Source organism: Paenarthrobacter sp. OM7 (genome assembly GCF_029873575.1).
Lineage (GTDB): Bacteria > Actinomycetota > Actinomycetes > Actinomycetales > Micrococcaceae > Arthrobacter.
The window spans coordinates 4,352,228-4,372,610 of the sequence record NZ_CP123579.1; the positions used below are offsets into that span (position 1 = coordinate 4,352,228).

A 20,383-nucleotide genomic window follows, 5' to 3' on the forward strand; every position below is an offset into this window, starting at 1 on the left:
AGGGGAAGCAGCGTGGGGGGCACGGCTTGGGCAGCGGGGACACTGCCCAGGGCCATCAGAGTGGGGTGGTCACTCGATGCTTCGTTGAGTCCTTTGTTTAGAGGACTCAACACGTGTTGACTCGATAAGTGTACGTCGCCGTGACGCAGGGCACAAGGCATTAGTTTTCACTATTTACTATTGGCCCGATTCCTCGTCGACAGGCAGTCAAACCATTGACTTTTCAAAAAAATGAATATAACTTCAAACACGCACTGCCACCCATCGCCCGCACACGCCACACCCCGGCCTTTAGCGCGGCACCACCCACAAAAGACGTGCTGCTTGGCGCGTTGGAAGGAAAATCCATGACAGCTCCAACAACGCGCGTAGCCTTCGTAGGCACCGGTAATATTGCCGGGCCCTACGCCCAAAGCCTGGCCACGCATCCTGAGCTTGAGCTCGTGGGCGTCTTCGACGTCATGCAGGACAAGGCGAAAGAGTTCGCGGCAGCTCACAGCGTGGACAGCTACACAGATCTGGAAGCGTTGTCTGCAGCACGTCCGGACATCGTGGTAAACCTGACCAGCGCTCCCTACCACTACTCCACCACCAAGGCACTGCTCGGTCACGGCCTGACCGTGTTCAGCGAGAAGCCGCTGGCCATGACGGCAACCGAAGCTGCTGAACTGGTGGACCTTGCCCACACGGCTGGTGTCCGGCTCTCCTGCGCCCCTTCACTGTGGCTGGGTGCAGCCAGCCTGGAGACCGCGCGGAGGGTACGCGCGGGAGAAATCGGCGATGTCCGGCTGGTCACTGCCGAGGTTAACCAGGGCAGGATCGAAACCTGGCACCCGAACCCGGACACTTTTTACCAGGTAGGGCCCGTGTTCGACGCCGGCGTCTACCCCCTGACGTACCTCACCGCGGTTTTGGGTCCCATCGTCGAGGTCACTGCCACTTCGGTGAGTATGCTCCCGGAGCGCACTACCCTCTCCGGCGAAACGCTGCAGTTGAGCACTCCGGACGGATGGGTGGTTGTTGCACGTTTTGGCAACGGTGCCGTCCTGCGTTTGACCTGTACTTTCTTTGTTGACTCCGCAACCATTCCCCGTGCCGTGGAGTTCCATGGCGTGGACGGTTCGCTTCGGCTCGATGACTGGCTGCGGGCGGACGCGGGCATTCACCGCGCAGAGTACGCCCGGAAGTTTACCGAGCTGGTGCCGGGCGAGAGCACCGCGGACATTGACTGGTGCCTGGGGCTGGCTGACCTTGCCGCGTCCATCCAGGAAGACCGCCGGCACCTGGTCACAGCAGAGCATGCCGCCCACGTGGTGGAGGTCCTTGAAGCAGTCAAGGCGTCCGCCGAGGCCGGTACCCGCATTGCCGTGACGTCCACGTTCGTTTCGCCGCTTGAAGCAAGCCAGCCCTCCAACACTCCCGCCTTCGCGGACAACTGAAAGGACTTCCATCACATGACGAGCACAGAGACGTACGAGTTGTCCTATATGGGCGCCAACCTCGTTGCCCAACAGCTTGCCTGGAACATGACCGAAGGCTGGATGCAGGGTGACGATGCTGCCAACGCCTACTACCGTCCGGTGGAGACGTTCGAAGAGCGTTTCGGAGCGTTTGTCGACCTCGCGGTCGAAGCGGGCTTTAAGACCATCGATGTCTGGACAGGCCAGTTGAACTGGACCTGGGCCACTGATGCCCATCTCTCTGCAGCACGCCGGGTACTTGATGCCCGGGGCGTTCAGGTTGCCAGCTACGCGGGAAGCTTCGGCAAGACCGCAGATGACTTCCAGCGCGTGTGCGACGTCGCCGCGGCCCTGAACACCACCATCCTCGGGGGAATATGTGAAGCATTGGCCCAGGACCGCGAGGGAGTGCTGGAGATCCTTCGCCGCACAGGCCGCATTCTCGCCCTTGAAAACCACCCCGAGAAAACTCCCGCGGAAATCCTTGCGAGGATCGGCGATGACCATGACGTGCTGGGCACTGCAGTGGACACCGGCTGGTGGGGTACCCAGGGTTACAGCGCTGCCGACGCCATCCGCGAACTGGGTGCTACGGTGAAGCACGTCCATCTCAAGGACATCAAGGCCGAGGGCGCTCACGAGTCGTGCGCACTGGGCGACGGAGTGGTTCCCATTGAGGGTTGCTTGAAGGAAATGGCCGCCATGGGCTACAACGGCCCGGTTAGCATCGAGCACGAGCCCGACACCTACGACCCCACTCCGGAGGTCATTGAGAGCAAGCGCCGGGTTCTCGCTTGGACTAGCTGAACCAGGCAGGAACCAGGAGAACAATGGGGAAATCGATTGACGCTGTCAGCGTCCTGGCCAACGCGGCGCTCTCGCTGCCGCTGGGCGCGCAGGTTCCGACCACTGCGGAGCTGGCCCGCATGGCCGGCACCGGGGCGGGAACTGTACAGGCAGCGCTGCGAACCCTTGAACTGTCAGGCGCCATCCAGACCTCCTCACACGGGAGCTCGGGGAGGCGCCTGACGGCCAAGGTTCTTCCTGACCTTTGGGCTGCAAGTGGCCGCGGCATCCTGACCGGAGTCCTGCCGCTGCCCGACACCCGCGAGTTCACCGGCCTTGCCACCGGATTGAGCGAGGCGGCCGAGCGCGCAGGCATACCTCTTCAGCTTCTCTTCCGGCAAGGCAGCGCGGTGCGTCTTCGCTTCCTGGAAAGCAAGCGGGTGGATTTCACAGTGGCGTCGGCCGCCGTCGCCCATTCCATCGGCGAGCAGACCACCAGCCTTACCTTGGGCCCCCACACCTTCTACCGTAAACAGTCCGTGGTGGTGATCACCCGCACGGGCCAGGAGGTGGGGATCCCTGCCCGGGTTCCCGTGGACCGAAACTCCACTGACCATGTGACCCTCACGCAGCGTGAGTTTCCCAACGCTGAGATGGTGGATACTCCCTATGCCTTCATTCCCGAATCAGTAGTCAACGGAAACTTTGACGCCGCAGTCTGGCATCAATCAAATTCCAGCCCGCTGCTGGTGGCCGCCGGCATCCGGATCCACGCCTTGCAACACCCGCCCACCTCGGACAATGAAGCCCTCGATAGGGCCTCGATCATCTGGGGCAGCCATGATGCGGCTGTGGGCGGAATCATCACGGGGCTCTTCGACCCCGCAACCTTGGAAACAATTCAAAAGGAAGTCATGGATGGACGCCGCATCCCCCAGTTCTAAGCAGATCGATCCCTGGCGCATCGCCGTGGTCGGATTCGACCATATGCACGCCGGCGATCAGATCAGCGTTATCAAAGACCATCCCCGCGCCCTGTTGGTGGGAGCCTGGGACAGCAACCCGGACCGAATGCAGCAGGTGTGCGCGGAACTCGAGGTCCCGCCCCACCTTCAATACGGTGACCTGGACGCCCTCATCGCAGAGACAGCTCCGCAGATCGCCGTGGTCTGCTCCACAACGGCGGACCATCGCCGGTACGTGGACTACTTTGTGGAGCGGGGGATCCACGTGCTCCTCGAGAAGCCCTTGGCGTCCACCGTGAACGACGCCAGGGCAATCGTGGGTGCGGCAGCCTCGGCTCCGGGCGTCTTGGTGGGGGTCAATTGGCCGCTGGCGTGGTACCCCGTCCACAGAACAGCGCGCCGCCTTATCAGCGAAGGCGTGATCGGTTGCGTTCTCGAAGTGCATTACTACGACGGCAACAGGGGCCCTTTGTTCCACACCCATGGCAAGCATGAGGTGGACGACGCAGAGGTCGCCAAGGCGAAAGCTTCAACGTGGTGGTACTCGGCCGCTGAAGGCGGTGGTTCCCTGCGTGATTACCTCGGCTACGGCGCTACTCTTGCTACCTGGTTCCGTGACGGCGAACTTCCCACGGATGTTACGGCCCGCACCCACATCAGCCCCGGGGATGAGGTGGACGAACAGTCGGTGGTGATTGCTTCCTACCGCTCAGGCTTGTCCACCTTCCAGACCCGTTGGGGCACTTTCACCGACCCGTGGACCCACCAGCCCTATCCACGCTGCGGCTTCGTGATCGTCGGCAGCGCCGGAACCATCGCCAGTTTCGACTACGCCGAAGCCGTCCAGGTTCAGGACAACGCGCATCCTGAGGGACAGGCCATTCCGGTGGACGAGCTTGCACCGGGTGATACCGGCGGAGTGCCCAACCTGATCCACGCATTGGATCACGGGCTGCCCCTGGAGGGCCCGGTGTCGCTGGAAGTCAGCATGGCGGGCCACCTGATTGTCGAAGCAGCTGCTCAAAGCGCGGCTGATCAGACGCCGGTTCGATTGGACACACTGTGACCACCAACAGCACTGCAACCACCAACAGCGCGGAAGCCTTCACGTCGGCAGCCCGGTACCTCCCCCCTGTTCCCCGGACCGCGGGGCACGGAATTGGGCTGATAGGCTGCGGCTTCATCAGCGAAGCGCAACTGGCCGCTTACCAAGAGGCGGGGTTCGACGTCGTGGTCCTGTGTGACCGCACCCTCGCCAAGGCAGAAGCCCGGCGAGAAGCGTATGCCCCGCAGTCCCGGGTGACCACCGACGTCGAAAACGTCCTTTCGGATCCGGCCGTGGACATTGTGGACATCGCCACCCACGTTCCCGGCCGCCCGGAACTCATCCGCCGGGCGCTGCGGGCCGGCAAGCACGTGCTGAGCCAAAAGCCGTTCGTCAGCAGCATCGCCGACGGCGAGCGCCTTGTCGAGGAAGCGCGGACGACCGGCAGAACCCTCGCGGTCAACCATAATGGCCGGTGGGCGCCGCATTTCGCCGCCGCCCTGGCTTTGGTGTCCGATGGTGCTGTGGGCGAACCGACGTCGGCTGACTTCACTGTTTATTGGCCGCATGATCAGGCTTTCGAACATGATCCCCACTTTTCCACCATGGAGGATTTGATCCTCTATGACTTCGGGATCCACTGGTTCGATGTTGTGGCCCAGCTGATGAGCAAAGCAGGCGACGCCCAGCGCGTTTATGCCAGTGTTGGCCATCGCCGCGGTGCGAAGGTTCCGGTAGCAACAGATGCCGACGTCGTTATTGAGTACGCGGCGGCGCGCGCCACTATCTCCTTCCGGGCTTCGGCCCCGCTGGCGGAAAAGGGCATGTACCGTATCGAAGGCACGGAGGGCACCATTGCACATGAGGGGCACAGCCTTGGCGGCGAGGTGGTGACCTTGACGCGCCAAGACGGCTCCTCAGCCATTGATCTCCAGGGAGACTGGTGGAGCAACGGAATGCGCGGCACCATGGCCGAACTGATGGACGCTGTGGAGACGGGCCGTTCCGCTCGAAACTCTGCGGAGACTTCCCTTGCCAGCTTGCGGCTCTGCTTTGCTGCCCTGCATTCGGCCCGCACGCATGTGCCGGTTGACCCGGCCACCGTCGATGCTCGTCACGCAGATTGAGGTTCCCGCCGGCGTGACTTGCCAGCACCAAGCCCCTTAACGGGTGACCTCTTTAAGGAGCTCCAGTACGTGCCGGTTTCGGGAACCTGTTGCCTGTGTCATGCCGAGCTCACAGGTTCTGTTGCAGGAGGCATGGGCAGCAGCGTTCAGGTCCGCTACGTCCGCGGCCTGACGCGCTGTTGCCGACGCCGTCAGTTCCGGATGCAACATGCCCCTGTCACCGGCAAACGCACAACAACCCCAGTTCTCGGGAATGTCCACGCGTTCCGCCACGGCACCGGCAACCACGCCCAGCGCATCATTAAGTCCCATCCGCGTTGACGAGCAGGTGGGATGCAGCACCAATGTTTGAAGTTTCCCGTGCTCGGGCAGCAGGGGCAGTATCCGTTCTGCGGCGAAGTCCACGGCGTCAACGATGCGCAGGGGAAGCTGACCCTCGGCGGGGACGTCGGATTCCACGGCATGGCGGAGGCCCTCCGTGCAGGAAGAGGCGTCGCAGACGATGGGCAACTCGCCGTCACGGGTGGCGTGCCGGAGCGCTGCAACTGTTTTCGCTTCCATGGTTTCCTGGCCGTCAGCCATCCCTTTGGAGGACCACGGCGTCCCGCAGCACAGGCCGTCAATACCTTGTGGAACCAGGAGCGTTAGCCCTGCCCGGGCAGACAGTTGTTCAAAGCTGTACTGCACGCCGCGTCCGCCGGCTTCAGGTGATGCCCCTGCCGGACCGAACATGGTGTTGACGCAGGCAGGGAAATAGACGGCATCAACATGCCCCGAAGGAGCAGGGCGTTTCCGCGGTGAACCTCCGCCTGGAAGCTCAGTGGAGTACAGGGGTACAGCATCTGCCCCCAGGACAGCCCGCGCCGCTGTATTGGGTGGCTTGATTCCGCCGGATCTGAATGTCAGCGACACGCCCCGGGCTGCACTGGCACGCAGCAATCCTGCAAGCGGCGGCTTGCCCTCCGGAAAAAAGTGCCCGAGGCTGCCGTCCAGGCCAACCGCGACATCGCCGCGCTGCAGAGCGGCACCCCCTTGGACGTGGTGGAGCCCGACATGCGCTTCCATACGAGTTTGATTGACGCAGTGGGAAACGAACGTATCAGCCGGATGTACCGTTCCCTGGTGGGCTAGGTCCGGCTATGCATGGTCCGGGTACAGACCCTGAACCTCCTGGATACTTCCTTGATTCACGCAGAACACCAGAAAATCCTGGAGTTGATTGAAGCCGGGGAGCCCGACGCCGCTGCTGCGCTGCTGGATGAGCATCTGGGCCGTGCACGGGACCGTCTGGCCGAAGCCATGGAAGGGCAACCCGCCGCAGGCTAGTGCTTGTACTCCTTACTGGACTTGGCCCTGACATGCAGCCGCTCCCCCTGCTGCCCGAAGAGGCTCAGAACTTCAGCCCCATGCCCTCCCGTACTGCCGAACCAGTGCGGGACGCGGGTGTCGAACTCAGCCACCTCGCCCGGCCCAAGCGTCAGGTCATTGTCTCCAAGGACAAGGCGCATACGCCCGGACAGGACATAAAGCCACTCATAGCCCTCATGGGTCTTGAGTTCGGGCTCCTTCTTGGCAGCGGGGATCACGATCTTCCACGCCTGGACGCCTCCGGGGTGCCTGGTCAGCGGAACAACTGTCCTCCCGTTCGCCACCCGTGGTTTAAGACGAATCCGGGGATCGCCGACTTCCGGAGCACCCACTAGATCATCCAAAGGGACGTTGTAGGCCTGCGCCAGCGGAAGGAGCAGTTCCAGGCTGGGGCGGCGTTGACCGGTCTCCAGGCGGGACAAGGTGCTTTTGGAGATGCCGGTCGCAGCTGCAAGGCTGGTCAGAGTTACCTGTCGCTGGTTACGCAACCGTTTCAGCCTGGGACCCACCTGATCCAAGGCTGACGCGATCACTGCTGCAGTAGGGTCCATAGCCCAATCCAACGCGGGATTCCCGGAAACAGCAACGTTTGTTGTCGAAACCGGGAAGCCCGGACAGCCTTGAAGGCATGAGCAACTACGAGGTCATTATTGTCGGCGGAGGACCCGCCGGCCTGTCCGCGGCGCTGGTCCTATCCCGGGCACGCCGACGTGTCCTGGTCATGGATACCGGGGAACCGCGCAATGCCCCGGCCGCGCATCTGCATGGCTTCCTGTCCCGAGACGGCATGCCACCGGGCGAACTGCTGGCCACCGGACGGAACGAGGTGGAGGCGTATGGGGGCGAAATCCTCAACGCCACGGTGAGCGACCTCGTGCAGTGCGGAAAGTCATCCTTCTCGGTCCTGCTCGCCGACGGCCGGCGGATGACCGCCCGGAGGCTGCTGATCGCGACGGGTCTCAACGATGAGCTGCCGGACATACCGGGGCTTCAGGATCGGTGGGCCCGTGATGTTCTGCACTGCCCCTACTGCCATGGATACGAGGTTCGCGACCAAGCCTTGGGCGTTATAGGCGGATCGCCGGACGCAGTCCGTTATGCGCAGATCGTTCGTCAGTGGAGCGACGACGTTGTGCTGTTCACGCCGACTGACAGTCTTTCGATTGATCAGCGATCCCAACTCGTCGCCAGGTCCATCGGCATCGTGGAAGGCACGCCGGAACGTGTCCTGGTGGAGAACCACCACCTCAGCGGAGTTCGCATGGAAGACGGGCGCGTCATCCCCCGTACCGCCTTGTTCGTGCCCCCACGGTTTGTACCCAACAACCATCTGCTGCTTCGCCTCGGCTGCGAAACAGACGGCGACGGTTGGCCCGTCAAGGATTCCCAAGGGCTGTCGTCCGTTCCAGGAGTTTGGGTGGCCGGAAACGTGGCCAACCCACGAGCCCAAGTCATTACCGCCGCGGGTGAAGGCTCCGCCTCGGCCATCGCCATCAACGCCGACCTCGTTGCCGAGGACATTCGGATCGCCATGGAGGCCTTCGCCCTTGGCCACTGACCCTCTACCACCCCCCTCATCACCACACAACCCAGGAGTACTCATGACCAACCCCACCACGTCCGCAAAAGTCCCGCCTCCCACCAAGCACCAACTCGCCATCATGATCTGGCTTGCCGTGTTTCCGACCCTGGTGGTCATCAACCTGGTGCTCGGCGAATGGCTTGGGACGCTGACTCCCGTCCTCCGTACTTTCATCCTCGCCACCATTGCGGTGCCGATCGTGATCTACGGCCTCATGCCACAGCTGCACCGCGCCCGGGTTCGGCTGATGACCCGACGTTCATCAGCCAAGCAATAACGGTGAAGGCCGACGGCGGTGCGGGTGCGGGAGACAAGTGCCCGCACCGCCTTGCACTCTGACCCGCTCCCGGGCGCCGGCCACTAGCCCACCGTGTGCAGGGAGGTCGAGGCCAAGGGGCGTCGCGCGTCCTTGGAAATCTGCCAAGCTGCACCGATGATTTACCCGCTACCCGTTCCCACAGCTTCAAGGCCTACCCCTTGGTAGGCGCGAAGGGCGGTTCGGGACGCGAGGTACTTGACGAGCGTCATGGCCGGGGCCGCATGAGGAGCTTGGGAAGCCACTCCGGCGGAGAGAGTCATGTGGTTCGCGGTCCCTGCCGGGAAGGGTCCCGGGACACCATCGCCATGAGATACCCGACGACGACGACGCCGAGCCCGGCGCCGACTGGCAGGGCGGCATCTTCGCTGAGAAGTCGTATCGGGGTGGTGCCGGCTAAACAGCTACTTGCCGTGGATGCGTAAACGGCACGAATACTCTTTGCTTGCTCCCGGCATCAGCAGTTCAGTCGGGACCGAAGAGAGTTCCCGCCGTTCTCCCTCTTCATGCGGCAGGTCCGACCACGGTTCCAGGCAAACGAAATCCGCCCCGGGCTTTTTCCATACCGCCAAATGGGGAAATCCCCGGAAAGCCATGCTGAGTACCGGACCATCGGAGGAGACCAGCCTGACGGTGCGGCTGTTCAATGACTCGAAGATCAAGGCCCCTTCGCTCAGCAGTTCCTCCGTCAACCTCAGGGAATTGCCTTTGAGCGGAGAGTCATAGCGTTCATGCGTGAGGTGCACTTCGCTGTTGACCCTCCGGGTAGAGCCCGTTTCGGGACGTTCAAAAACCAAGTCCAAATCCTCATCCCTTTTCCAGCCAAATGCGGGGTGCCAGCCCAGCGAGGCCGGCAGGGGGGAATGGCCGGAATTCGTGAGGATGAACGTCACGGTCAGTTGCCTGGCCGCAAGATGCCACTGTGTTTCCAGCGCGAAGGGAAACGGAAACCCTGTAGCGTCCTCCGGATGGTGGTCCAGGCGCAGGTGGGTGGAGTCCGGAGCGGACCGGACCACTGTGAAGCCGCTGTCCCGGACGAAGCCGTGCTGGGTCACTGGGTAGCGTAGGCCGTTGTGCCGGATGACATCCTCTGCAACCCGGCCGATGACCGGGCAGAGAATAGGGGCGTGGCGAGCCCATTCGGGCCCTGCCTCCCAGAGCAGTTCCTGCTCTCGACTTTGAAGGGAAATGAGCTCTGAACCGGTGCTGTCGATGACTGCACTGAGCTGATCATTGCCTATACGGATCTGCATCGGCGCCTTTCAGGCTGCTCGGACGTAGAACTGAAGGCCGCCGTCGATGACCTCCACCCGAACGGCGTCGAGCCCGCTGATGACCAGATCCGCTTCGGCGAGGTCAGCGGCGCGCCGTGTTCCTTCGATGGCAACGACGAATGATCCTGCTGCACGTGCAGCGGCGATTCCCGCGGGGGCATCTTCAAAAACAACAACCTTCCTCGGGTCCACTTTCAATCTTTGGGCCCCCAGGAGAAAAGGTGCCGGGTCCGGCTTGCCGCGGCTCGTTTCGCCGGCAGTGACCAGCACGGTAGGCGCGATGATGCCCGCGGCGTCCAGCCGGGCGGCGGCGACGGTCCTGACACTGGAGGTGACGATTGCTTTCCGGGTATCAGGGATGCTGGCCAGGAGTCCGGGCACGCCGGGAAACGCAGTGATGCCGTGGGTTTCCGTCGCCTCAATCCGAACGATTTCCGCCAGTGCGGCGTCCACTTCCACCGCCGGGACAAGTGCTTCCACTATTTGGCGTGCGGGGATGCCTTCGTACCACTCCTGGAAGGACCGGTCCGCAATACCTCGCCGGTCAGCCCACCGGGACCAACAATGATGGCTGTTGGCGGTGGAGTCGATCAGGGTACCGTCCATGTCGAAAAGAACCGCTTGTACGGCAGGAATTGTTGTGGTGATCATGCCCTTTATCCGTTCCGGGATGGCCCGCAGCCCGGGGACCGGAACAGCTTGTCCTGGCCCCCGCGGCGCATCTGGTGGTCAGCTCTGGTCGGCAGTGGCAACCAATTCCTCACTGACGCGGAGCACGTCGGCTTTGCGACGGGCGTGTTCCAAGTAGGCGCTTTCGAACAAGTGGTGGGATTGTTCGGCGCCGACGATCTGGGCACCCGTGAGGACGGGCAGCTCGATTCCCTGATCCGCGAGCTTTTGCGCAGTAAGGACCTTGAGGGTGTTGACGATCGCAATGTTGGAGATGCTGCTGACCGGGCCTACCTTGTTGGCCCAGCCATCGATGGTGACGGCTGCGTCGCCCAGGGGCGTGCAAATATCGATGACGACGTCGGCATGGTCGGCCAGGATGGTGCCTGAGGCGTGCGTCGGGGGAACCGATCGCGCCTCACTGATGGAGGTGACGGCAATGACTTTCAGGCCGGCCTTTTTGGCGATCATGGCAGTCTCGACCGGGACCGCGTTGCGGCCCGTCGCGCTGAAGATCAGGATGGCATCGGTGGGACGGAGCTTGAAGTTGGAGAAGATCACTTCTGCCAGCCCCGGAACACGTTCAATGAACATGGCCTGCCGCTGCCCGTTGGCCCCTGCGATTTCAGTGTGGAATGTCATCGACAGCTCTGCAATCGGGTGCCAGCCGGGGTATGAACCGTAGCGGGGAAACATTTCCTCGACAGGAATACGAGAGTGTCCCGTGCCGAAAGTGTGGACGACTCCGCCGCCACCAATGGCCTCCGCTGCAATGGCCGCAGCGGTCTCGAGGGCTTCGGTTTGCGTCGCCTCGATGCGGTCGAGGACGTTGCGGGCTTCCGCGATCCAACTCATGAGATTGGTCCTTTCACATTTGTCATTAGCCATACCAGCGGTTCCGATACAGCTGAGGTAGTAGTGGGGCCGCGGGAAGCATCCCGCAGCCGATGGTCAACGGGTCAGTTCTTCCGCGAAGTCGCCTGCACGCTCCGAGGCAGGTGGCCTCCAAGACAAAGCACTGATCGCGTTATTGCGCATGATGTCCTGGATCGCATTGTCGGTGAGGCCAGCGGACTTCAGGAGGACCGGAAACTCGCTTGCCAGCCAGGAAAGGCCAGGCGCTCCGCCCAGTGATGCCCAAAGGTCCCGCCGTGCGCCGTCGGTGCCCACGATGATTTGATGCCCGAAGCCCTCCTCCACCAGGGAGTAGACCGCGCAGACGGTGACGGAGGACAGTCCGCGCTCCCGCTGCCGCAGTCCCTGGTCCAACTCCAGGATGACGCCACTGGACGCCAACTCCTTCAGGTAGTTCAGAGCGTGGCTCTTATCCACGTGGCTGAGAATGATCGAGCCGGGCCGGACGCCCATGGCAAGGAGGAACTCCACCTGGGCGAGCCCTCCCAGCCCACCCTCGCAATGCGTGAGGATCGGCGCCCCAGTGAGGTTGCTCGCGTGGGCTGCCGCTTCCAGATTGCGGAGGTCCCGCTGATCCGGCGTCTGCCCACTGGTGGCTACCTTCACGATGCCCGCCTTGTAGGCACTGCGTCGGACTACAGGTCCCGTGTAGTCGAATTCGTCGATTCCTTCCACGAGGTCGGCAACGAACAATTTGACCAGGTCGTCCATATCCACCCGGTTGCTCCAGTGAAGGGGCCCGTAGTAGCGGTCGTGGTGCAGCCCGGTGGCGGAAATGATGTCCACCCCGGTTCGCCGGGAGATCTCAGCCAGCCTGATCGCGTCCCTTCCTGCGGCGACCGGCATGGCGTCGACCATGAGGGCTGCGCCGGCATCGCGGCATGCGCTCACCTCATCAACTGCCGTGTCGACGTCGTAAAGGTGAATATGGGGAAACCTGTCATGGATCAGAGGGGAGTCGATGATCAGGTGTTCATGTCCGAAGACCGAACCCGCTGGTAGTTCTTCCCGGTCCCCCAGAACGGTGCGGATGAATCCTGCTTTATGTGGTTGCATCATGGTCAGCGCGCCGATTGTGGTTGGAGCTGCACTTCGAGGATGGCGCCGGCAGCCCGCAACGTTTCACGAATCGCGGTGGCGGGCACGTCGCGGACGAGTCCCCCTGCGGCGGCCGCGGCCATGGCAGCCGCTGTTCCGGCGGCCTGGCCCATGGCCATCGTCTGGGCCATGGAACGGATGCTGGCTTGGGCATCATGAGTTGCCGAGAAGCATCGTCCGGCGACCATGACGTTTTGCGCGTCCCTGACGATCAGGGACCGCAGGGGAATACCCGCGGCACTTCCCTCCGGGAGGTACGCCCACGCGGTTCCATCTCCCGAGTGGTGATCCTCGATGGGTGCCGCGCACAGGGCGATTTGATCGTCGAACTGGTTGGCACCCAGAACGTCCTCGCGGGTGACGCGGTAGTCACCATAGATCCGGCGGGTTTCGCGCAGGCCGATCTGGGTGCTGAGACCCACCAGGGACGAATTTTCATACCCGGCTACCTTGTCGGTCAGGAAGCGGGCGTACTCCAGAACCTGGCGCCGACCTGCCATCTCGGCCTTGGTGAGGTTCTCCGGGTCCAACACGGTCTGCAGCGTCCCATCGGCGTCGCGGGTGGCCGAATCGAGGCGGGTCATAACTGTTGCCGTCATGCCCTCGATGGGTGTGATGTGGTCGCTGCCGTCAGTCCTGGGAAGGAGGTAGCCTTCAGCTGAGGCAGCCAGCATGAGCTCCCGCAGGTCTTCCTTCGTCAGCTTTTTGCGGGCGGCGTGATCGACGTTGATCATCCGGAACGTTGTGGTCAGGGTCTGAGCCGGAGCGATCTCACCGGCAACCTCGTACCCGAAACCGGCGAAGTGGCTAAGGTCCCCATCGCCGGAGGCGTCAACGAACGTCGTTGCGGAGACTTGCCGCAAACCGGCCTTGGTCGCGAGCAACAGGTCCGTGACCCGACCGTCGCTGACCTTAACCTCCTGCACAAAGCTGTGCAGGAGGACCCGCGTTCCGGCACTCGTGACCAGATCCTCCCAGGCCACCTTCAAGTGGTCTGCATTGTAGGTGACGCCTGTTCCGGCGCCGTAGGTGTTGGGCCGTTCAATGACCGGGCCGAGCGTACGCAGCTTCTCGACGACCTCGCCGGGAATGGAGTCCACCACCCGGAACGGGCGCGAGCCCGGTGAGTAAAAGCCGTAGAAGGTATCCAGCACGGCGGTGCTGTTGCCTCCCAGGAAGGGAAGCTTTTCGATGAGCAGCACGCGGGCTCCCTGACGGGATGCAGCGATGGCTGCGGTGGAGCCAGCCGAACCGGAGCCGACCACGACGACGTCGAAGTGGCCGATGGACGGAACGGCGGCGGACCAAGCGGTTGCGGGGGTTGCCACATGTCTCCTCAAGTAGTTACGAACTTGTTGGTATTTGTATATACTACTATGACACTGGTTGTTGGCCAATGCCTAGGTTGATTGATAAGCATTTTCCAGCACGTGCACTGTCAAATTTGAGGAGATGCGAAATGGATGGAACCGGCCGATCCGTAGTCATTACGGGAGCCTCGGGCATAGCCGCCGCGGCAGCCCGGCAACTAGCGGAGGCGGGAGATGCAGTTTTTGTCATTTCCCGCGACCCCAAGTCGTGTGCCGCCTTGGCGAACAGCCTCGGTGCGGGGAGCGCCGGATGGTACGCGGCGGACCTGCGGGATGAAGAGGCCACAGTGGCCGCCTTCGCGGCAGCGGCGCAAAAAATGGGCGGCATTGATGCCGTCGTCGCCGTTGCCGGCGGCAGTGCACGTCGATTCGGTGACGGCTGGCTGCACGAAATGACCCTGGATGCGTGGAACGCCTCGATCAGCTTGAATCTCACCACCATGTTCCTGACAGCACGCGAAGCCATCCGCCACATGCAAGGCAACGGCGGTTCCCTGGTCATGACCTCAAGTGTCCTGGCCACCTCGCCCCAACCGGACAACTTCACCACCCACGGGTACGCCGCGGCCAAAGCCTCCATCACAGGCTGGACGGTTCCTCTCGCCGCGGCCTACGCCAAGGACAAGGTGCGCGTGAACTGTGTTGCCCCCGGACTCGTACGAACTCCCATGGCCGCCAGGGCAGCAGAAGACCCCGCGATCGTCAGCTTCGCCGAACGCAAGCAGCCCGTAGCCCCGGGGATGTTGACCGCCGGGCAGATCGCCAAAGCATTGTGCTGGTTCGTCGACGCTGATGGGGTCACCGGCCAGGTCCTTGCCGTCGATGGTGGTTGGGCGGTGACTTCCACCTCATGAGCCGGCCTACTCTTCCCCCAGCAGTCACAGAGTCCAGACTCGTCATTGTGGCCCGTCGCCTTGGCAACCAGACACTCCAATCCCTGATGTCCTTGTCGCAGACCCCCCGGGATGTCGTCTTTGAAATCACCATGGACTCGGAAACCGCCGTGGCAGACATCACCAAGCTCCGCAACGCCGGAGCCACAGTCGGAGCCGGCACTGTCCTGGACAAGGAGCAAGCGGCCGCCGCCCTTGATGCCGGCGCGGAATTTCTGGTGTCGCCCTACCTTGACGAAGACCTGGTGGGATGGGCGTCCGCCCAAGGCATACCGGTCTCCCCCGGCGCGCTGACTCCCACCGAAATAGTCAGGGCGTGGAATGCGGGGGCGGCCGCAGTGAAGGTTTTTCCCGCCTCAGTGGCAGGACCACAGCTCATTCGGGAATTGCGCGGCCCTCTGGGACATATTCCGTTGATGCCTACGGGCGGTATGACTGCTGAGAACGTGCGTGGTTTTATCGACGCCGGTGCAGTAGCCGCCGGGGTAGGGGGCTGGTTGACTGGAGCCCCGCCGCACGAGATCCCTGTACGTTGGGAAGCGTTGAAGAAGGCGGTGGCAAGATCTCAGTGAGTACTTCTGTTGGGCATTTGGCGTTGGGGTTGGACATAGGTGGCAGCTCCGTAAAGACAGCATTGCTGCGTCTTGACGGTTCAGCCCCTCCGGAGACCGTGAATACCGATCTCTTCCACCTGGACCAGTCACGGGAACCGGGCTTAGTGGTGGGGGAACTCGCCAGGATCACCACTCAACTGCGGACCCAATACGGACCGATCGCTTCCGTGGGTGTGGGCATTCCGGGCATGTTTGACGAGGCCGCAGGAACCCCTACGCTGCTACCCAACTTCCCGATCTCCTGGAAGGGCTTCCCCTTTCGGCAGGAAGTGGAAGGCAACTTGGGCCAGAAAATTGCCTTGGTCAATGACGCCAAGGCATTCAGCCTGGCCGAATCCGTAGTGGGCTCTGCAGCCGGCCTGGAAACCGTCGTATGCGTGGTGCTGGGTACCGGCGTCGGCGGCGGCGTTGTACATCGCGGCAAAGTATGGAAGGGGCTCGGCTCCGCGGGCGAGCTCGGCCACCTCACGGTTGAACTGGATGGACCGCCCTGTGGATGCGGCAACAATGGATGCGTTGAGTCCTTTGCGAGTTCCGCAGCGATCTCGACGGCCGGCGGACAAGAGTCCGTGCAGGCCGTCTTCGCTGCAGCCGCCACTGGTGACACCCGAGCACAGGTTGCCATAGACCGGGCCATCAAAGCCCTTGGCGCAGGCCTGGCGAACGTCTTCATCACATTGGCACCGGACACTTTTGTTATCGGCGGTGGCGTCGCCGGGGCGGGAAAACAGCTTATAGCCCCCCTTGAAGCAGAGATCCGCCGCCGCATCCGCGTGGCACCGGGCACGGACATTCACGTGGTTCCCGCATCCCTCGGCAGGCACGCCGGAGCCATCGGGGCCGCCCTTATGGGAGCCGGCACCCAGCTTTGATCCGGCGTGCGCCGGAGGGCCGGACGGGCCCTACTTAGCCTCGTCCGCCTCCGGCGCGGGTGCGAGCGTGAACACCGCATCAATGACGTAACGCTCAGGGTGGTAAATCGTCGTGGTGAATTCAAGCGGTTTCTCGTTTTGGTCAGAAATAATCCGGCGTTCAACAAGTACCGGTGACTTAGGCGGAAGATTGAGCAGGTTCGCTTCCGCAGGAGACGCGGTACGGGCGCTGATCCAGGACAAGGCGGTGGTCGGCTGACGCCCAAGACTCCGCAAAGCATCATGCAAGGAGCCGGTTTCAAGATCCTCAGCCAGAACCGAAGCACAGTCGGGCGTGAGGCTGGTGGTCTCAATCGCCATCGGAGTTCCATCCGCGAGGCGGAGCCGGTGAATGGCCACCACGCGACTTTTTGGTTCCTGGCGCAAGGCATCCAGCTCGGCAGCCGTTGCCTCGCGGAGTTCCGCTGACATCAATTGCGACGACGCCGTCAGTCCTCGGCGGTGCATGTCCGAGGTGAAGTTCATGAGTGGACCCGCATGGCGGTGCATCGGCCGCGGAGCGATGTATGTTCCTGATCCGCGCTTTCGCCGAACCAGACCTTCCGCCGCCAGGTTCTGCATGGCTTGCCTGGAGGTCATCCGGCTCACTCCAAACTGGGTGGCAAGCTCGGCTTCGGACGGCAAGGGATCACCCTCCCGACCCGCCATGACCTTGGCGCGGAGCCACTGCTCGATCTCCATATACAAGGCTTGAACGGCCTGATCAGTCATTCCGATCACTCATCCGGGAGCTCCTGACAGAGGGTTGTACTTCCATGCACTCCAGCCTATAGTAGACAACATCGCTCAAGCACCCTATACATTTACTTTCTAAGGTACATACCTTTCATGGTGAAAGGTACAACAGCCTGATTCGCCAACAACAGCGAGGACATCGCCCCAAAGAATTCGCCGTCCTCCTCCAAACGACAAGGAAGTCGCCACATGTATTCATTCATTTCCGGCACTGACTACCCCTGTGTCTCGTCGCCGGGGTGGCAAGCATGACATCGGCTCACCCGGCCATCCTTGAGATGCGCTCCATCACCAAAGAATTCCCCGGGGTTAAGGCTCTCGACGGCGTTTCCCTCACAGTGGGCGCCGATGAGATTCACGCAATTTGCGGAGAGAACGGTGCCGGCAAGTCCACCTTGATGAAGGTGTTGTCGGGCGTTTATCCCTACGGGTCTTACACGGGCGAGATAGTGTTCCGGAACGAGGAATGCCGTTTCAAGGACATCCGTTCCAGCGAGCATGCCGGGATCGTCATCATTCACCAGGAGTTGGCGCTCATCCCGGAAATGTCAATCACCGAGAACATTTTCCTCGGCAACGAGCCCTTGAGAGGACGGCGGATCGACTGGATCGAGGCCAGAAAGCGCTCCGTTGAACTCCTCGCCCGCGTGGGCCTCTCGGACAACCCCGATACCCAGGTCAAGCACCTCGGCGTAGGTAAGCAACAGCTCGTGGAGATCGCCAAAGCCCTGAACAAGTCGGTCAAGCTCCTCATTTTGGACGAGCCCACAGCCGCCTTGAATGAAACGGACTCCCAACACCTTCTTGACCTCATCCTGGGCCTGAAAAGCAAGGGCGTCAGCTCCATCATCATTTCCCACAAGCTCAATGAAATCGAACAGATCGCCGACTCCATCACCATCATCCGGGACGGCAAGGCGATCGAGACCCTGGATGTGAAGGCTGACGGGGTCAATGAGGACCGCATCATCCGGGGCATGGTGGGGCGGACACTCGAGAACCGTTTCCCGGACCGGCACCCCAAGATTGGCAAGGTGCTTTTCGAGGTGCGGAATTGGACGGTGCAGCACCCCCAAGTGCCGGAACGACTGGTAGTGAAGGGTTCCAGCTTCACTGTGAGGCGCGGCGAGGTGGTGGGATTCGCCGGGCTCATGGGTGCTGGCCGCACCGAGCTCGCGATGAGCCTCTTTGGCCGGTCTTACGGGAACTTCATTTCCGGGCAGGTGATCAAGGACGGCAAGGAAATCCAGCTGCGAACAGTTAGTGAAGCCATCAGCCACGGACTTGCGTACGTCAGCGAAGACCGCAAAGCCCTGGGGCTTAACCTGCTCGATGACATCAAACGCTCGGTCGTCTCAGCCAAACTGGGCAAGATCTCACGGGGCCAGGTGGTCAATGACGTGGATGAATTCAAGATCGCCGAGGAATACCGCCAGACCCTGCGCATCAAGGCACCCACGGTCCACGAAGGCGTCGGGAAACTTTCCGGAGGGAATCAACAAAAGGTTGTCCTGGCCAAGTGGATGTTCAGTGACCCCGATCTGCTGATTCTTGACGAACCAACACGCGGCATCGACGTCGGCGCCAAGGCAGAGATCTACACGATCATCCGCAACCTCGCCAACCAGGGCAAGGGCGTCATCATGATCTCCTCCGAACTGCCTGAACTCCTGGGTGTCTCGGACAGGATCTACACCCTGTTTGAAGGTTCCATCACCAACTGCATCCCGGCGGCCGAAGCCAACCCGGAAACCCTAATGAAGAGCATGACTTCAATGAGGAAGAAAGTCACGACGTAATGAGCACACAATCCAGCGCCCCCAGATCACGCAACTCCTTAAAGGACATCACCAAGGTTTTCGGATCCGGACAATCCAACGTCCGCCAATTCGGCATCCTTTTCAGCCTCATCGCCATTGTTGTCCTGTTCCAGGTCCTCACGGACGGTCTGACTCTGTCGTCGGGGAACCTGATCAACCTGGTCAGCCAGTACTCCTACATCCTGATCCTCGCCATCGGCATGGTTCTGGTCATCATCGCTGGACACATCGATCTTTCGGTCGGCTCTGTCGCTGCTTTCACCGGGATCGTCGTCGCCACCGCAATGCAGCAGTGGAGCCTTCCTTGGCCGGTGGCTTTCATCCTGGGACTTGTAGTTGCAGCACTTATCGGTGCCTGGCAGGGCTGGTGGGTGGCTTATGTGGGAGTGCCGGCCTTCATCGTGACCTTGGCAGGCATGTTGATTTTCCGCGGCGGCAACCAAATGATCGGTAATGCGAACACCGTTCCTGTGCCTGGTGAATTCACGTTCATCGGGGCAGGGTACTTCCCGGAAATCGGCCCGGATACCGGCTACAACAATCTCACGCTGCTGTTGGGTGCCGTACTGGCAGTCGCAGTGGTCGTGGCCGAATGGCGGACCCGCAAGAAGCAGGCGGCCATGGGCTCAGCTGAAGCTCCACTGTGGGTCAGTGCCGTGAAGGTGATCGTCCTGGCCGGCGTGGTTCTCTACGCCACCATCCTGTTCGCCGGCGGTCGTGTAGGCACCAGCTTCCCCATCTCCGGCGTCATTTTGGGCGTGCTGGTCCTGTTCTACTCGTTCATCGCCACAGACACCATCACCGGCCGCCACATCTACGCAGTGGGCGGGAACAAGCACGCTGCCGAGCTCTCCGGCGTCAAATCCCGCCGCATCGACTTCCTGGTCATGATGAACATGTCCATTCTTGCCGGACTCGCCGGCATGATTTTCGTGGCCAGGTCGGCAGCCTCCGGACCCCAGGACGGCCTCGGCTGGGAACTGGACGCCATCGCCGCAGTATTCATCGGCGGAGCGGCAGTGGCCGGTGGCATCGGAACCGTCGCTGGTTCGATCATCGGAGGCCTCATCATGGCCGTCCTGAACAACGGACTCCAGTTGCTCGGTGTCGGCGCGGACCGTGTGCAGGTCATCAAGGGAATCGTGCTTCTGGTGGCCGTGGGACTGGACGTCTGGAACAAGACCCAGGGCCGCCCGTCAGTTATCGGCTTCTTCACGAAGAAGCGCAAGCCGCCTCAGGACCTGCACTCCCCAAACACGGTTCCGGCACCCGAGCCAACCATCACGGAAGAAGTGCCGCGGCCGGTTCCGGCCGGCGAACAGAACCGCTGACTCACCCGACCCCCTTTCCCCGGACCACCCCAACGAATATCCCCACAACGAGGCATACGCCTTAGATATCCCCAGAGAAAGAA

Annotated in this window: 20 protein-coding genes and 2 pseudogenes; 13 read left to right on the forward strand and 9 right to left on the reverse strand. The window is 62.1% G+C overall.

What is annotated here, in order from left to right; genetic code table 11:
• Positions 1–347: 347 nt before the first annotated feature.
• Genes QEH68_RS20060 through QEH68_RS20080 form a run of 5 tightly spaced genes read left to right on the forward strand, consistent with a single transcriptional unit; the run spans position 348 to position 5,383 of the window.
• The gene (locus QEH68_RS20060; RefSeq protein WP_280624552.1) at positions 348–1,439 is read left to right on the forward strand and encodes a Gfo/Idh/MocA family oxidoreductase; all 1,092 of its coding nucleotides are present in this window, start codon (positions 348–350) and stop codon (positions 1,437–1,439) included.
• Positions 1,440–1,454: 15 nt separating this feature from the next.
• Positions 1,455–2,267 carry a sugar phosphate isomerase/epimerase family protein gene (locus QEH68_RS20065; protein WP_280624554.1) on the forward strand — a complete coding sequence of 271 codons (813 nt, stop codon included), beginning with the start codon at positions 1,455–1,457 and terminating at the stop codon, positions 2,265–2,267.
• A 23-nt stretch (positions 2,268–2,290) separates the two neighbouring features.
• On the forward strand, positions 2,291–3,190 hold the full coding sequence (locus QEH68_RS20070) for a YhfZ family protein (RefSeq protein ID WP_089596711.1): 900 nt from the start codon (positions 2,291–2,293) through the stop codon (positions 3,188–3,190).
• Positions 3,165–4,277, forward strand: coding sequence for a Gfo/Idh/MocA family oxidoreductase (locus tag QEH68_RS20075; protein WP_280624555.1), 1,113 nt, complete (start codon positions 3,165–3,167; stop codon positions 4,275–4,277). The genes QEH68_RS20070 and QEH68_RS20075 overlap by 26 nt, the downstream gene beginning before the upstream one ends.
• Positions 4,274–5,383: a Gfo/Idh/MocA family oxidoreductase gene (locus tag QEH68_RS20080; protein ID WP_280624580.1), complete on the forward strand. Its 1,110-nt coding sequence runs from the start codon at positions 4,274–4,276 to the stop codon at positions 5,381–5,383. Before QEH68_RS20075 ends, QEH68_RS20080 begins: the two co-directional genes overlap by 4 nt.
• A gap of 36 nt (positions 5,384–5,419) precedes the next feature.
• Here QEH68_RS20080 and QEH68_RS20085 read toward each other — a convergent pair.
• Positions 5,420–6,259 (reverse strand): annotated as a pseudogene (locus QEH68_RS20085) ((Fe-S)-binding protein); the annotation flags it as partial.
• Positions 6,260–6,436: 177 nt separating this feature from the next.
• Here QEH68_RS20085 and QEH68_RS20090 point away from each other — a divergent pair.
• Positions 6,437–6,709 (forward strand): annotated as a pseudogene (locus tag QEH68_RS20090) (FCD domain-containing protein).
• Here the strand turns inward: QEH68_RS20090 and QEH68_RS20095 are convergent.
• Entirely contained in the window at positions 6,706–7,302 is a 597-nt protein-coding gene (locus QEH68_RS20095) for an XRE family transcriptional regulator (protein WP_280624583.1), read from the reverse strand. The pseudogene QEH68_RS20090 and the gene QEH68_RS20095 overlap by 4 nt on opposite strands.
• A gap of 77 nt (positions 7,303–7,379) precedes the next feature.
• Here QEH68_RS20095 and QEH68_RS20100 point away from each other — a divergent pair, with 77 nt between their 5' ends.
• Both QEH68_RS20100 and QEH68_RS20105 read left to right on the forward strand, forming a co-directional pair.
• Positions 7,380–8,309, forward strand: coding sequence for an NAD(P)/FAD-dependent oxidoreductase (locus QEH68_RS20100; RefSeq protein WP_280624585.1), 930 nt, complete (start codon positions 7,380–7,382; stop codon positions 8,307–8,309).
• A gap of 43 nt (positions 8,310–8,352) precedes the next feature.
• The gene (locus QEH68_RS20105; RefSeq protein WP_280624587.1) at positions 8,353–8,610 is read left to right on the forward strand and encodes a hypothetical protein; all 258 of its coding nucleotides are present in this window, start codon (positions 8,353–8,355) and stop codon (positions 8,608–8,610) included.
• A 161-nt stretch (positions 8,611–8,771) separates the two neighbouring features.
• Here the strand turns inward: QEH68_RS20105 and QEH68_RS20110 are convergent, their stop codons facing one another.
• The 6 genes from QEH68_RS20110 to QEH68_RS20135 form a co-directional block, all read right to left on the reverse strand.
• Positions 8,772–8,912: a hypothetical protein gene (locus tag QEH68_RS20110; RefSeq protein WP_280624589.1), complete on the reverse strand. Its 141-nt coding sequence runs from the start codon at positions 8,910–8,912 to the stop codon at positions 8,772–8,774.
• Positions 8,913–9,053: 141 nt separating this feature from the next.
• The gene (locus QEH68_RS20115; protein WP_280624590.1) at positions 9,054–9,902 is read right to left on the reverse strand and encodes a hypothetical protein; all 849 of its coding nucleotides are present in this window, start codon (positions 9,900–9,902) and stop codon (positions 9,054–9,056) included.
• A 9-nt stretch (positions 9,903–9,911) separates the two neighbouring features.
• Positions 9,912–10,574, reverse strand: a complete 663-nt coding sequence (locus QEH68_RS20120) for an HAD-IA family hydrolase (protein ID WP_280624596.1) — start codon at positions 10,572–10,574, stop codon at positions 9,912–9,914.
• 78 nt (positions 10,575–10,652) lie between these two features.
• Entirely contained in the window at positions 10,653–11,447 is a 795-nt protein-coding gene (locus QEH68_RS20125; protein ID WP_157731945.1) for a sugar isomerase domain-containing protein, read from the reverse strand.
• A 96-nt stretch (positions 11,448–11,543) separates the two neighbouring features.
• Positions 11,544–12,566, reverse strand: coding sequence for a hypothetical protein (locus tag QEH68_RS20130; RefSeq protein WP_280624598.1), 1,023 nt, complete (start codon positions 12,564–12,566; stop codon positions 11,544–11,546).
• 2 nt (positions 12,567–12,568) lie between these two features.
• Entirely contained in the window at positions 12,569–13,933 is a 1,365-nt protein-coding gene (locus QEH68_RS20135) for an FAD-dependent oxidoreductase (RefSeq protein WP_280624599.1), read from the reverse strand.
• Between the two features lie 131 nt (positions 13,934–14,064).
• Here QEH68_RS20135 and QEH68_RS20140 point away from each other — a divergent pair, with 131 nt between their 5' ends.
• From QEH68_RS20140 to QEH68_RS20150, 3 genes are read left to right on the forward strand one after another with little or no spacing between them, the layout of a single operon-like run.
• Complete coding sequence (locus tag QEH68_RS20140; RefSeq protein ID WP_280624601.1) at positions 14,065–14,829, forward strand: SDR family oxidoreductase; 765 nt, start codon at positions 14,065–14,067, stop codon at positions 14,827–14,829.
• A 47-nt stretch (positions 14,830–14,876) separates the two neighbouring features.
• On the forward strand, positions 14,877–15,440 hold the full coding sequence (locus QEH68_RS20145; protein ID WP_280624602.1) for a bifunctional 4-hydroxy-2-oxoglutarate aldolase/2-dehydro-3-deoxy-phosphogluconate aldolase: 564 nt from the start codon (positions 14,877–14,879) through the stop codon (positions 15,438–15,440).
• Positions 15,437–16,354, forward strand: coding sequence for an ROK family protein (locus tag QEH68_RS20150; protein ID WP_280624606.1), 918 nt, complete (start codon positions 15,437–15,439; stop codon positions 16,352–16,354). Before QEH68_RS20145 ends, QEH68_RS20150 begins: the two co-directional genes overlap by 4 nt.
• Before the next feature lie 30 nt (positions 16,355–16,384).
• On the opposite strand, the gene QEH68_RS20155 is transcribed toward QEH68_RS20150, so the two are convergent.
• Positions 16,385–17,125 (reverse strand): GntR family transcriptional regulator, encoded by a 741-nt coding sequence (locus QEH68_RS20155; RefSeq protein WP_280624608.1) that lies wholly within the window; start codon positions 17,123–17,125, stop codon positions 16,385–16,387.
• Between the two features lie 272 nt (positions 17,126–17,397).
• Here QEH68_RS20155 and mmsA point away from each other — a divergent pair, with 272 nt between their 5' ends.
• Both mmsA and mmsB read left to right on the forward strand, forming a co-directional pair.
• A complete protein-coding gene (gene mmsA / locus QEH68_RS20160; protein ID WP_280624610.1) occupies positions 17,398–18,948 on the forward strand; it encodes a multiple monosaccharide ABC transporter ATP-binding protein in 1,551 nt (516 codons plus the stop codon).
• A complete protein-coding gene (gene mmsB / locus QEH68_RS20165; protein ID WP_280624614.1) occupies positions 18,948–20,300 on the forward strand; it encodes a multiple monosaccharide ABC transporter permease in 1,353 nt (450 codons plus the stop codon). Before mmsA ends, mmsB begins: the two co-directional genes overlap by 1 nt.
• Positions 20,301–20,383 lie beyond the last annotated feature (83 nt).

Coding starts and splice junctions, on each gene's coding strand:
- QEH68_RS20060 (WP_280624552.1), top strand. CDS start 348: ATGACAGCTCCAACAACGCGCGTAGCCTTCGTAGGCACCGGTAATATT.
- QEH68_RS20065 (WP_280624554.1), top strand. CDS start 1,455: ATGACGAGCACAGAGACGTACGAGTTGTCCTATATGGGCGCCAACCTC.
- QEH68_RS20070 (WP_089596711.1), top strand. CDS start 2,291: ATGGGGAAATCGATTGACGCTGTCAGCGTCCTGGCCAACGCGGCGCTC.
- QEH68_RS20075 (WP_280624555.1), top strand. CDS start 3,165: ATGGACGCCGCATCCCCCAGTTCTAAGCAGATCGATCCCTGGCGCATC.
- QEH68_RS20095 (WP_280624583.1), bottom strand. CDS start 7,302: ATGGACCCTACTGCAGCAGTGATCGCGTCAGCCTTGGATCAGGTGGGT.
- QEH68_RS20100 (WP_280624585.1), top strand. CDS start 7,380: ATGAGCAACTACGAGGTCATTATTGTCGGCGGAGGACCCGCCGGCCTG.
- QEH68_RS20105 (WP_280624587.1), top strand. CDS start 8,353: ATGACCAACCCCACCACGTCCGCAAAAGTCCCGCCTCCCACCAAGCAC.
- QEH68_RS20110 (WP_280624589.1), bottom strand. CDS start 8,912: ATGACTCTCTCCGCCGGAGTGGCTTCCCAAGCTCCTCATGCGGCCCCG.
- QEH68_RS20115 (WP_280624590.1), bottom strand. CDS start 9,902: ATGCAGATCCGTATAGGCAATGATCAGCTCAGTGCAGTCATCGACAGC.
- QEH68_RS20120 (WP_280624596.1), bottom strand. CDS start 10,574: ATGATCACCACAACAATTCCTGCCGTACAAGCGGTTCTTTTCGACATG.
- QEH68_RS20125 (WP_157731945.1), bottom strand. CDS start 11,447: ATGAGTTGGATCGCGGAAGCCCGCAACGTCCTCGACCGCATCGAGGCG.
- QEH68_RS20130 (WP_280624598.1), bottom strand. CDS start 12,566: ATGATGCAACCACATAAAGCAGGATTCATCCGCACCGTTCTGGGGGAC.
- QEH68_RS20140 (WP_280624601.1), top strand. CDS start 14,065: ATGGATGGAACCGGCCGATCCGTAGTCATTACGGGAGCCTCGGGCATA.
- QEH68_RS20155 (WP_280624608.1), bottom strand. CDS start 17,125: ATGACTGATCAGGCCGTTCAAGCCTTGTATATGGAGATCGAGCAGTGG.
- mmsA (WP_280624610.1), top strand. CDS start 17,398: ATGACATCGGCTCACCCGGCCATCCTTGAGATGCGCTCCATCACCAAA.
- mmsB (WP_280624614.1), top strand. CDS start 18,948: ATGAGCACACAATCCAGCGCCCCCAGATCACGCAACTCCTTAAAGGAC.